The 12,694-nt window shown below is 52.2% G+C and carries 7 protein-coding genes; 4 read left to right on the top strand and 3 right to left on the bottom strand.

What is annotated here, in order from left to right; translation table 11 throughout:
* Positions 1-7 precede the first annotated feature (7 nt).
* Complete coding sequence (locus QUF18_RS13955; protein ID WP_289387849.1) at positions 8-1,270, bottom strand: HlyD family secretion protein; 1,263 nt, start codon at positions 1,268-1,270, stop codon at positions 8-10.
* Positions 1,271-1,559: 289 nt separating this feature from the next.
* Between QUF18_RS13955 and QUF18_RS13960 the strand changes: the two genes are divergently transcribed.
* The 3 genes from QUF18_RS13960 to QUF18_RS13970 all read left to right on the top strand — a co-directional run bounded on the left by QUF18_RS13960 (position 1,560) and on the right by QUF18_RS13970 (position 4,469).
* Positions 1,560-2,225, top strand: coding sequence for a TetR/AcrR family transcriptional regulator (locus QUF18_RS13960; RefSeq protein WP_289387850.1), 666 nt, complete (start codon positions 1,560-1,562; stop codon positions 2,223-2,225).
* 131 nt (positions 2,226-2,356) lie between these two features.
* Positions 2,357-3,073: a lysoplasmalogenase gene (locus QUF18_RS13965; RefSeq protein ID WP_289387851.1), complete on the top strand. Its 717-nt coding sequence runs from the start codon at positions 2,357-2,359 to the stop codon at positions 3,071-3,073.
* Positions 3,066-4,469 (top strand): coniferyl aldehyde dehydrogenase, encoded by a 1,404-nt coding sequence (locus tag QUF18_RS13970; RefSeq protein WP_289387852.1) that lies wholly within the window; start codon positions 3,066-3,068, stop codon positions 4,467-4,469. Before QUF18_RS13965 ends, QUF18_RS13970 begins: the two co-directional genes overlap by 8 nt.
* A gap of 165 nt (positions 4,470-4,634) precedes the next feature.
* On the opposite strand, the gene QUF18_RS13975 is transcribed toward QUF18_RS13970, so the two are convergent.
* On the bottom strand, positions 4,635-10,136 hold the full coding sequence (locus tag QUF18_RS13975) for an alpha-2-macroglobulin family protein (protein ID WP_289387947.1): 5,502 nt from the start codon (positions 10,134-10,136) through the stop codon (positions 4,635-4,637).
* A 286-nt stretch (positions 10,137-10,422) separates the two neighbouring features.
* Between QUF18_RS13975 and QUF18_RS13980 the strand changes: the two genes are divergently transcribed.
* Positions 10,423-11,349: a LysR family transcriptional regulator gene (locus QUF18_RS13980; RefSeq protein ID WP_289387853.1), complete on the top strand. Its 927-nt coding sequence runs from the start codon at positions 10,423-10,425 to the stop codon at positions 11,347-11,349.
* Here QUF18_RS13980 and QUF18_RS13985 read toward each other — a convergent pair.
* Positions 11,330-12,682, bottom strand: a complete 1,353-nt coding sequence (locus QUF18_RS13985; protein WP_289387854.1) for an MmgE/PrpD family protein — start codon at positions 12,680-12,682, stop codon at positions 11,330-11,332. The genes QUF18_RS13980 and QUF18_RS13985 overlap by 20 nt on opposite strands.
* Between the last annotated feature and the right edge of the window lie 12 nt (positions 12,683-12,694).

Genomic DNA, 12,694 nt, shown 5'->3' on the forward strand with positions numbered 1-12,694 from the left:
TCACGCTTTACTGCGCTGCATCAGATTGTGAGGCAGAGGTGCGGATATCCACATCCACAATGACACTGAGGCCGGCACGTAATTTGCCTGTGGCCAGTGCGGCCTCAGGAATGGCAATGCGCACCGGTACACGCTGTACAACCTTGGTGAAATTACCTGTGGCATTTTCCGGTGGCAGCAAGGAGAAAACAGAGCCGGAGGCCGGGGATACGGAGGCGAGCTTGCCTTCAAAAGTTTCACCACCCAGCGCATCAACCGTGAAATGAACAGTCTCGCCACCCTTGAGGTTTTTCAGCTGCGTTTCTTTAAAATTAGCATCAATATAAAGCGCATTCACCGGCACCAGTGCGGCAATACGTTGACCTGCACTCACCAGATCACCTTTTTTACCCGTTAGATTGCCGATCACACCGTCAAACGGTGCGCGCAGTGTTGTGAATGACAAATCGCGCTGTGCTTTGTCCCGCGCCAGTTCAAGGCTGCGGGTCTGGCTTTCAGCTTCCTGATATTGCGCTTTCAGCACACCAATATTGGCATCAGCCGCTGCGATCTGCGCCTCAGCATTGGCATCAGAAGCCTGCGCCTGTGCAAGAGCTGTCGTTGCGCGATCAAGTTCTGCCTGCGAAACGAAGCGTGTATCATGCAGCTTGGCAATGCGCTCCATAGTTGTTTTGGCATTGGTGAGAACCGCAGCAGATGATTGCTGCGAGGCGCGAGCCTGCGTCAGCGTGGCTTGCGCCGCAACAGTCTGAGCTTCAATGCGCGCTAATGTTTTCTGCTGCGTTGCCAGCGCCGCCTCTTTTTCATTCAGCACAATCTGGTAATCGCCCTGATCGAGCTGAAAAACCGGATCACCCGCTTTGACATGGCTATTGGCGCTCACCAGCACATCATCAATATAGCCGGTCACCTTAGGCGACATCGCCATGATATCCCCGTGAATATAAGCGTCATCGGTGGAAACCATAAAACGGCCGGTTGTCCACCAGTTATAGCCGTACCATGCACCACCGGCCAGAACGGCCAAAAGCACAACACTCAGCACTTTGCGTTTGCGTGATGATTTCGGCGGCTGCGGTTTAACCGGTGCGGCAGTGTGAGCGGGCTGGGGCTGCGCCTGTTCACTATACGGTGCCCCGTCAACCTCTGGATTATCATCATTTTGTGCCGCTCGCTTAAAATCGATCTGCACATTGGCATGCTGATCTTCTGCAACAGAAGATGATTGATTCGACTGGTCTGGCTTTGCAACAGGCTTCAGAGCGGACATAGCGGGGGCAACTTTCTGGATAAAAACAGGCCGTACTGCCAATAAACTTTATTGAATATTTTGTTCCGGTAAGGGGAATCTCAAAATGAACCACTGATAAATCGGGAAATATTAATGTCCCGCATTATGCGAGATAGCTTATATTCCGTTCAAAACCGATCGGTTCGATGTTGACATAAAGCAAGAGAGACGGCATATCAATTGAAATCGTACTGATCGGTTCGAATTGGTAAATTTTAACTTTGCACTACAAGCATACGACAGGCAGCGTCAGGAAAGTAAGGCAGGCATGACAGACACCAAACAGTCACAGAATGGTCGCCATGGTGCCGGACAAGATCCGGTCAAGCGTCAGAAAATTCTGGACGGTGCGCAAAATGTATTTCTGCGCATGGGTTTTGATGCTGCCAGTATGAATGACATTACGCGGGAAGCCGGTGTGTCCAAGAGCACGATCTATGTCTATTTCGAGAGCAAAGACGAGCTGTTTGAAACATTGTGCGAGCAACATCGCAGTATTTTATTTACGCAGATAGAAGCGATTAATGGTGAGGGTCTGTCCAACAAAGAGGGACTGATTGCCTATGGCATTGCGCTCGTTACCCTTGTTACCTCCGATATGGTCATCAGCGCCCAGCGCACTATTCTCGGCGTGACCGAGCGCAAACCGGAAATCGGTGTGCGCTTTTATGAACGTGGTCCACGTCGTGGCTTGTTTGTATTGACAGCATATATTGAGAAACTACAACAGAAAGACATCATCTGCGTTACCGATGTCCAGCATGCAGCCTATCAGCTGGCCGAGTTATTTCTTGCCGGCATTTACCGCCAACGGCTGTTTGCCTTTCTTGAGAACGAACCGACAGCAGAGCAAATCCGCTATAATGTCGAATCCGCAGTGAATATGTTCTTTGCCGCCTATGGCACAAAACGCGATATTCCCACAGCCGGATAAACTTCCCTTCTTTCCCCAAATCCGGCCACCATCATGATTGTGATTGCAGCGGCACAGATTTGCGCTACTCTCCGTCAATAGCAGTTTACGTTCAGGTCAACAATGAACGGCACTGACAGGGGAACGAGATCATGTCACAACGCAATCCATTGCAAAATTCCGGCATCAGTCAAACAGCAACGCTGCTTTATCTGTTGCTGGCTATCGGCGCTATCGCAGGTGCCCTGCTGGGCGCTCATCTCAGCTCTGAATGGCGCTGGCTGCATTATCTCACCAAACCCACAGCCACAGCTTTACTACTCGTGCTAACCCTGTCTGTCAGCAATCCTGCATCTCTGCGCTATCGCAATGCCATCGCACTTGGACTTGCCTTTGCAATCGGCGGCGATTTTTTCCTGATGCTGCCGCGGGATTATTTCATGGCAGGGCTGATTTGCTTTCTGCTCACCCATTGCGCCTATATTTATGCGCTGCTCTCCGACCATGCTGCATTCAAACCCGCTGTCTTTCTCGGCTTTTCGGCCATCGCTGTGCTGATTATTACCGGACTGTGGAACAGCCTGCCCGATGGCATGCATATTCCGGTTGCCATTTATGCCGCCGCATTGGCGCTCATGGCAGCCTTGGCGCTCAACCGTGCCATGAGCATGACCATCGCGGACAGAAACACCAAGCAGGCAACAAAAATCGCAGCTTTTGGCGGTATCTTCTTCGTCATCAGTGATAGTATTCTGGCTTATGGCCGGTTTCGCTATGATATCCCGCTCACTTCGCTCTGGGTGCTTGGCACCTATTATGCAGCGCAATGGTGTTTCGCGCGTTCTGTTTTAAGGGATACTCATGACTGAACAACTCAGCACCACCTTTAACACTTTACGCGAAGCATGGTTGCAACACCGCCCTGATGAACGGCAGCGCCGTGAGGATTTGCTGCGCCTGCGTAGTGCTTTCAAAGCCAGCCTGCCGCAAATGACTGAGGCAATTTCCCGCGACTTTGGCCATCGCTCTGCCCATGAAAGCATGCTGGCAGAAGCCATGATCGTGTTGAAAGAAATCGACCACTGCCTGCACAAACTAAAGAAATGGATGAAACCGCAAAGGCGCAAAGCCGGTTGGCAATTCTGGCCTGCAAAAGCAGAAATCCGTTTTGTACCCTTAGGTGTCGTGGGTATTCTCTCGCCGTGGAATTATCCGGTTAATCTGTCACTCACGCCGCTTATATCGGCAATAGCGGCGGGTAATCATGTCTTCCTGAAACCCTCAGAACATACGCCGCATACCAATGCTTATCTGACCAACCTGCTGCACGATTGCTTCCCGCAAAACCGCGTCAGTATCATACAGGGTGGTGCAGATATTGCCTCCGCATTTTCCAGCCTGCCTTTTGACCACCTGTTTTTCACCGGTTCGACTGCGGTGGGTAAAAAAGTCATGGCAGCAGCGGCTAAAAATCTGACACCGGTGACATTAGAACTTGGTGGCAAGTCCCCTGCACTGATCGCGCCAGATGCAGACCTGGAAAAAACTGTCAGCCGTATTCTGACAGGCAAACTGTTCAATGCCGGACAGACCTGCATAGCGCCGGACTATGTGCTGCTGCCAGAGAGCCTGCTGGCAGCCTTTATAGCAGAATGTCAAAGCCAGAGCGCACAGCGCTATAATGAGGTGAACGGCCAAACGGATTACACCTCGATCATCAATGAGAGCCAGTATAAACGCCTCACGGGTCTGGCAGATGATGCCAGTATTCGCGGGCATAAAGTGATCCCGCTCGTATCTTTAGACGACACGCAAAAATCTGAGGCCCGCCATATTCTGCTGCCCATGCTGGTCATCAATCCTGATGATGATAGCGCGATCATGCAGGAAGAGATTTTCGGCCCGCTCTTACCGGTTAAAACCTATCGCTCCTATGATGAAGCACTGCGCTACATCATCGCCCGCGACCGGCCGCTTGCTTTTTATATTTTCAGTAACAGTAATGAGCCGGTTGAAAATGCCCTCTCAAATGTGGTGGCAGGCAGTGTTTGTATCAATGACACGCTCTATCAGTTTGCCTGTGCAGACCTGCCATTCGGTGGTGTCGGGATGAGCGGGATGGGGCATTATCACGGTGAAGAAGGTTTCAGAACTTTCTCCAAGGCCATGCCGGTTTTGCGAAAATATAATCCTGCAGCAACCGATTATCTGCGCCCGCCCTATGGCCGTTTTGCCGATACGCTCATCCGCTTCTTAACAAAGTAACTAGAGCGCCGTGTGCCAGACTTAGCACACAAAGGTAGCTCTAACACTTTAAAATTAGAGCATAATTTTACCTTAAACTGATCCAAGTTTAAGGAATTATGCTCTAAAAAAAAGCCCCGCCTGAGATATTCAGGCGGGGCTTTTATTGTTTACGATCCGTACTGTTTACTGTGCAGGCTGCACCTGCATCATACCGGCAGCACCACGGCCGAAATATTGCGGACGATACATATCCTCCACATAAGGTGCCGGATGTGCATAAGTACCCGGTGTGACCGCACGCACGGTATAGGCAACCGTATATTCACGGGCATCCCCGCCGCTGCTATTGAAAGCTGCCACAAAGCGGTCACTACGGAATTCGCTATGCGCAACAGTGGTTCCATCCAGCCAACCGAAATTGCTCAAATCAGCACTGTCTACGATACGCGGATTGTCAATTTCAAAACCGGCAGGCAGCAGATCGGTAATCAGAATACGCGACGCCCAATTATTCGTCTCAGTTACTTTCAGAACAACCACATAGCGCTCATTCTGCTGTGCATCAGAAACGCTGACCTCCAAACCATCCAGCGCGTAGTAGCTACGTGCAATGGTAAAGCCGTCACCACCGGCAGGCGGTGCTTCCACCGGCGCTGCAACAGTTGTGATCACCGCCGTCACCGGCTTGGCACCGGTATTCGCGATTGTCACCGGCGCAACTTCAAGCTGCTCGCCTGTCATACGCTCAGACAATGCACCCTGACGATCTTCACCATTCAGCTGCAGGGTCAGATTAGCATCTTCATCTTTCAGACCACGAGCAGCCAGCAACAGCCATGCCTGTTCCTGTGTGCTGGTATAGCGTGTTTCATTGCTCAAACCGCCGACCATCTTCACCAGTTCCGGCACGATACTCGGCACCGGACGGCTTTCGGCAGCCAGTGCAAGAATTGCTGCGCCGTCACGCAGGTTCGAACCATAATCCGAACGTGCCCACGAGATATTGCCTTTATCAGCAAGACGGAAAGCCGATACGAAAGCTTTTTCCGAACGCTCGCCATCGCCATAAAGTGCAAGGCTTGCACCGACCTGAGCGCGTGCCAGCGGTGAGGCAAACTCTTCCAGACGGGTATCTACATAGTAACGCAGATCAGCAATGGATGCGCGGCGGTTACGCGACAGCACATAGAAAGCATAGGCAATCGAATTGCCGTTATCCTTGATGGACACATCATAGGACAAAGCATTTTGCAGATTGTCCAATGCCAGTACCATCGCCTGCTGCGGCACATCAAACTTCTGCTCACGTGCGCGGGTCAGGAAGTCTGTAACATAAGCATCGAGCCAGAGATCACCGCTGTCCGGTGACCAGAGACCGAAGCTGCCGGAAGATGACTGATTGTTCAGCACCTTGTAGATAGCATCCTGAATACGCTTGTTCAGTTCTTCATCACTGTCCTGCAACGGCATACCAGCCTGTTTCGCCAGTTCGTTCATATAGAGCAACGGCAAAGCGCGGCTGGCAGTCTGTTCAGTACAGCCATAAGGATAACGATCCAGCGATGTCAGCAGGCCCGGAATATCAAAACCGGATGCATTGGAAACATTGATGCTGACCGATGCACCATCCATGCGCTGACCGGCAAACAGCTCTTTGTTGATCACAAGAGAGCCGTTCACAGCCGCAAGAGTCACTTCCTTACGGGTGGTTTCCGGCAAGGATGATGCACGTACCGGCAGGATCAAATCCTGCGAAATGCTCAGCCCGCTCTCATGGGTCAGCTGAACAGTCAGGACTTCCGTCCCTGCGCGCTCCGCTTGCAGCGGCAGAATCAGATGGGTCTTTTCGCCCTGTCCCAGTGTGACAGAAGACGGTGCCTGTGCCTGCGGCACAGAAACCAGACCAGAACTTGCAACGCTCACGCTATACTGACCGGCAGGACCATCTGTATTGGCAATATCAAGACGCAGCTGCGCCTGATCTTGCGGTGCCATGAATTTTGGCAGAGCGGCAGTCACAACCACCGGATCACGGATAATAACATCCGACTGTGCATTACCGACAGCGGTCTTCGTCCATGCGACTGCGCTGACGCGGGCAGTACCGTTGAACTGCGGAATCTCAAAATTAACACTCGCCTTGCCGTCTGCACCAACCTCAACAGGACCGGCAAAGAAAGCAACCAGTTTTTCGGTCGGAGGCGAACCTTCGACAGCCATCTGCGCGCCGTCACCACCGGTACGCAAACGACCCATGGTACCGAGCGAACCGTCAATCAGACGACCATAAAGATCGCGGATTTCAAGACCAAGCTGACGCTGACCGAAATACCAGCCAGCCGGATCAGCCGGTTTGTGATTGGTCAGGTTCAGAATGCCCACATCCACAGCCGAGATCATAACATAGGCCTGATCTCCGGATTTCAGACCACCGATTGAAACCGGAATGGTCAGAGCCTGACGCGGTTCGGTTTTTTCAGGTGTTTCAATCCGCACGGAGAGCTTGCGCTCTGCCGGATCAACCGCCAGCCAGCGAATACCAATCGCACGGGCAGGCATACGGCTTTCCTGTGCTTCACCCGGACGATAAAGGCTCGCTGTAATATAAGCACCGGCACCCCATTCGCCGCTGACCGGAATTTCAACTTCCGCACCTTCAGCTGGCACAGAGACTGTCTTGGTCATCAGCAGGCTGTCTGCGCCAATCGTCACCAAAAGTTCACCGGCAAAGCGCGGAGAAACTTTCAAAATCGCGGTTTCACCGTCTTTGTAAGTCTCTTTATCAAGCGCGACCTCCAGACCATCCGGTGTTTCTGTCGAGCGGGCTTCCACATACCAACCGGCATAAAATTCAACACTGGTCTGCGGGCCATCAGGATCAGAGGTTGCTACTTCAAGACGATAGCGTCCCCACTCTACCGGCACCTGAATGCTACCTGCGGTCTGCTCATCCACAGAAACAGTGCCATCGGCAACTTTCTTAGTATAAGTCACCGGCTCGTAGTTCCACGAGCTGCCGCTGCGGTACCACTGATAGTTCCGCTCGACCTTAACCAGCGACCATTCCAGCCCGTCTTCGATAACGCGCTTGCCATTGGCATCGCTGACGATCACCGAGAACTGCGCATTGCTGTTTTCACCCAGATTGTCGCTGTCAAATTCCGGCTTGATACCAATCATATTGGTGTCGGATGCAACCGGCAGCGTCAGTTTGCGTTCAACCGCACGACCGCCACCCTCACGCATACGCACAACAATATCCGCATTGAGACGCTGGGTTGTGGCAGGCAGGTCATTCAATACAACCGGAATTTCAGCTTTGCCCTGTTCATTCAGAACTGGCAGTGCATCCAAAGTGGTGCGGGTATCTTCCGGCTGTTCTTCATCTGCAAGACCGAAAACATATTTCGGGAACATATCCCATGAACGGGTCGGGCGAATATTCACTTCACCTTCCAGTGTCAGACCGGCAGCAGGCGCGCCATAGAGATGACGGCCGTCTACTTTAACCACAGCCGCATCACCGGCACGGATTTCCTTCACATCTGAAGTCAGATCAAACTCTGTACGGTCCGGTACAAAATCCTCAACCAGAAACTGCTTTTCAGACAGCGGCGTGGCTTTCGGATCGCTTAAGATACGCAATGTCCATGTGCCGCGCATGGCGTTATCGGCCAGCGGCAGATCAACGGCATGACCACCGGCTGCCTGCGATGTACTGACAATCGCACGGTCTTCCACACCATCAGGACGCAGGAAGGAGAAAGTCAGCGGCAGATTTTCAACGGCTTTTGCAGCGCTGTCACGTACCAATGCGGCGGCATGAACAGTCTCGCCGGTGCGGTAAATACCACGTTCCGTCCAGCCATAAACATCCAATGCACCCGGTGCAGGACGTCCGGTTACACCACGATCGGACAGATCAAAGCCTGCGCGTTTCATATCGAGGAAGACATAATCTTCCTCATCGCCATTGCCTTTTGAACGTGCTGTCAGAATAGCCGGCGCCATCGCGGCTGTGCCGCGCATCAAACCGGCAGTAAAGGTCGCGCGACCATCACTATCGGTTGTGGCTGTGCCAAGCACTTCATTATTAGCCGCCAGCAATTGCAGTTCAACACCACTCAGCGGCTTGGCAGTTGCCAGCGAGCGGGCAAAAACATTAAGACCATCTTCACCGGCAAACGTCGCAAGACCGGTGTCTGAAACCAGAAACCATTGTGTTGCCTGTGACGACCAAAATTCCGATTTATCGCCTTCCGCCTTGGCGGTCATAATATAAATGCCGGGCTTACGCTTCGGCAGCGCTTCATCAACAGGGAAGGATGAAACGATTTCCTTGTTCAGATCGCTCTCTACGTCGAGCTTACCGGTATATACCTTCTCGCCAAGTGTGCTGACGATCTGCGATGTTGCGTAACCGTCGAGCTGACCGAAGAAGCTGATACCATCCATCGACTGGGTCAGAGCGCGCTCGCCCACACGATAGACTTCAAGATCAATGGTTTTCACATTGATGCTGACAACAGGAATGCCACGGCGCATGGTGCTTGGCAGCACAAAGGCATCACCGTTGAAACGCACTGTCGGCGCACGGTCACGGACATAAATATTCAACGCAACCGGTGCTTCAATCATCTCACCGATCGCGGCAGGCAGACCGGAGCGCACGCCAATGCGGTAATTTTTACCGTGCTGTAAACCTTCGATACAAATTTGTTTGTCTTTGGCTTCCACACCTTTCGGGGTGGCATCATCAATGGTCACGAAAGACGCATAATCAATGCCGCTTTTCATCAGTGGTTCTGACAGCTGAATACAAACGCGCGGGTTAGCGCTATCGCTGTCAATCGTATGGTCAACCACTCGGAAGCCTTTGCGCACACGCAAGTCTTCATAGGCAGCATTTATGGCTGCGGAATTCTGCAAGGCAAGGCTGGCTTTATAGGCATCGAGAGCCGGACGGAAACTGTCACGCATCTCCAGTGCTTTTGCCAGATTGCTCAGCGCTTCTGCCCGTTCAGAAACGGTGCGGCTGAACTGATAAGCAAGAATAGCGGAATTGGCCGCGGCACGTCTGACATCCCAGCTTGCTCCCTCGCTTTGCGATTCAACGAGCGTCGAACGGCTCAAGCCCATCCAGACGGCACTATTTTCTTTAGCGATTGGCACAATGCGTGCAAAATCAATCACAGCAGAAGATGTATTACCGGCTTCATAATTTCTTTGTGCGGCACGCAGCAGTTTTGCGACCTCACCGGCAGGCTTTTCAGCAGTGTTCAGCTTATTGCGGTAGGCGCGGGCTTCGTCCAGCATGCTGGCCGGTACAAATGTCAGCGGCGTTGGCGCTGCAAGTTCAACCTCTACCGCAGCAGGGTCAAGAACCTTACCGGCAACAGCGCCCTCAATGGTATTCATTTGACCATAGTCGGATTTCAGGAAGCACCATTTCGCTTTCACATTATAGGTAAAAGCGCGGCATTCCTGATCTTTGAGGCAAATATTTTCGCATTGTTCAAGACTGACATCTTTGACAGTGCGCAGATCAAAACCGGGATAATCACCGTTTTGCGTGGTTGCAATTACCCTTGATCCGTTTTGGTTGGCCTGAGCCATAATAGGTTGAACAGACAAGGCAAGCGCTGCGGACATAATAAAACCCGCAAAAACATTACGCATCGACATCGGGATTCTCCGGTCAATTAAATTTGATTCAGCCATGAAACTTTTCCGGAGACTCTTGTCAAGTCAGCCTAAAGAACAGGGCACCACAACTAAAGCCTTCAGAAATATGTCATAAAAACCATAAAACGCACAGCAACCCTTACTTTCAGGCGTATTTTCCGGCTATATATGCCTGCGCATATCGCTATTTTTTTATACACTAATTTTTGGGTGACCCTTACAGTTTTTTATTCTAAGGAAGAAATAAGCCTGTCAAACATTTGAATTGCTATTGCGGAATATTTTTATGGAATTGAAGTGGCTCGAAGATTTTCTCTGCCTCTCACAACATCTGAATTTTTCCCGTGCGGCGAATGAGCGGCATGTCACGCAATCCGCGCTTTCCCGCAGGATCAAACAGCTTGAGGTCTGGGTCGGCGTACCGCTGGTTGATCGTTCTACCTATCCGATCCGCCTGACACTGGCCGGACAAAGCTTTCTCGCCCGCGCCCATGACGCCGTAGGTCTTCTCACCCACGCGAGAGATGAGTTGAGTGCGCGTTATACGCCAATGATGGAAGTGCTGTCCTTTGCGACACTCAACACCCTCTCGCTGACTTTCTTTCCGGCACTAATGGCGCAGATTGAAAAAAACGGCGATAATTTCCGCACCCGCTTTTCCGATCCGCATCCGTCATTCCTTGGCAATGTTTCAACACTGCTCAATGGGAATTGTGATTTTCTGCTGACCTATTCTCACCCCTTCGTCAGCCAGATGGATGATCTGAAGAACTTCCCTTATCTGTCGCTCGGGCATGAAAAGGTCATTCCGGTTAGCGCAGCCGATGCCGCAGGGCAGCCAATACACCGCTTAAAAAACGGTCCATTACCAACCGAATATCTGCGCTATCGTGGCACCACATTCTTTGCACAGGTCCTCGATCCGCTTGTCGAAACCCGCGGCCTGAACCTCAATATGGTCTATGAAAACGGTATGGCTGTCGGCCTGAAAGCCATGGCGGTTTCCGGTCAGGGTGTCGCGTGGATTCCGCAGAGCCTGATGCCGGATGAATGGAAACGCGGCATTCTCGTCAGAGCGGGTGATGAAGATTATGATCTGGATGTGGAAATCCGCGTCTATCGCTCGCAGCGCTTCCGCACTGATTATGCCGAGCGTTTCTGGCGACGTGCAACAACGCTCGCCGCCAAAGATATTAACTGGTGGCAGAGCTGAACATTAATTTCAGTGCTTTTAAGTCTTTTGCATCATCCAATGCCAGAAGGCTTTCATAAATACTGTCAGCATTGTTCAATGTACCACAGCAATCCATGAACTTCTCGAAACGGTCAGCATCAGTGAACGGTTCCTGCAAACTGCCAACGGCATAATTGCGGGATGCTGTCAGCACCCGCCCGTCATAAAGTTTTACAGTCGCAATATGCGGCAGCTTATCCTGAGTAACCCGTTCTTCATCAGCGCTGTAACTCAGCATTGTCACGCAGGATAACAGCGGATCATCCGCATAGCGCTGCACAGCCTGCGGAGTGAAATCGGCAAGGCTCAAATGTCCTGCCCGCAATGCCCGTGCCACACAATACTGCATGGAAAAGCGCGCCTGCATTTCATCAACCGGCTGGGGATAGGTCAAATTGCGGTAATTGGCGATACCGACCAGCGCCTCGACACTCTCCACATCCTCTGCCGTGAACGCGTGCTCGCGCATCAGATCCAGTAAACCGTCGACAATCAGATGCGTTGAACCACAGCACGGATGTTTCTTCGGCATCACCCCTGCGGTTTCAATGATATGTCCGGCAGCCTCGGCCATAGCATCGATTTTCCAGCCACGGCGTTGATCTCCGGCAAACAGGTTATGAAAACCCTGCGCACCTTCCAGAATATCAGGCCGCGCTTGCATGCCCGCCTTCGCCAACAATGCTGCCTCCACCGCATTGCGCGCAGCCATACCGGCATGAAACGGTTTGATCAACGTACCAAACTGGCCTTTGGTGCCGGATGCATAGCTGACCGCAATGGTGATTGCCCGTGCTGTTGCCTCTTCATCCAACTCCAGCACATGCGCAACCGCAACCGCTGTTCCGATACTGCCGATAGTTGAGGTGCCATGCCATCCGGCAGTATAATGCGCCTGCCCGACGCCATCGCCAATCAGCGCCTGTGCCTGAAGACCCGCCAGATAGGCATCAACCAGTTGCGCACCGGATGTTTTGTCAAAATCCGCAACGGCCAGCATTGCCGGAACAATCACAGCCGAAGCATGGCTCATGCCCGGCAGGAAGTTGTCATCATAATCCAGAGCATGAGCGGCAGTACCATTCACAAGTGCTGCCACAATCGGGCTTGATGTTTCGCCGATAACCAGCAGCGCCTCTCCCGCACTGCCGGTTTGGGCAAAAGCCGTAAACACTGTTTTGGTGCTGATATCCTCACGACCGGCGACCATACAAGCCAGCGTATCGATAATCGCATCACGCGCCAGCTGACGCGCTTTTGCACTGGTGACCGGCCTCGCGCAAATCTGCGCAATCGCTCCGGCAACCGTCATTTCCTCCTCCCG

It is taken from the genome of Pseudochrobactrum kiredjianiae (assembly GCF_030362795.1).
GTDB lineage: Bacteria > Pseudomonadota > Alphaproteobacteria > Rhizobiales > Rhizobiaceae > Pseudochrobactrum > Pseudochrobactrum kiredjianiae.

Bases quoted from the DNA above. Each gene is read 5' to 3' on its own strand.
- QUF18_RS13965 (WP_289387851.1), top strand. From the start codon at position 2,357: ATGTCACAACGCAATCCATTGCAAAATTCCGGCATCAGTCAAACAGCA.
- QUF18_RS13970 (WP_289387852.1), top strand. From the start codon at position 3,066: ATGACTGAACAACTCAGCACCACCTTTAACACTTTACGCGAAGCATGG.
- QUF18_RS13980 (WP_289387853.1), top strand. From the start codon at position 10,423: ATGGAATTGAAGTGGCTCGAAGATTTTCTCTGCCTCTCACAACATCTG.
- QUF18_RS13955 (WP_289387849.1), bottom strand. From the start codon at position 1,270: ATGTCCGCTCTGAAGCCTGTTGCAAAGCCAGACCAGTCGAATCAATCA.
- QUF18_RS13975 (WP_289387947.1), bottom strand. From the start codon at position 10,136: ATGTCGATGCGTAATGTTTTTGCGGGTTTTATTATGTCCGCAGCGCTT.
- QUF18_RS13960 (WP_289387850.1), top strand. From the start codon at position 1,560: ATGACAGACACCAAACAGTCACAGAATGGTCGCCATGGTGCCGGACAA.
- QUF18_RS13985 (WP_289387854.1), bottom strand. From the start codon at position 12,682: ATGACGGTTGCCGGAGCGATTGCGCAGATTTGCGCGAGGCCGGTCACC.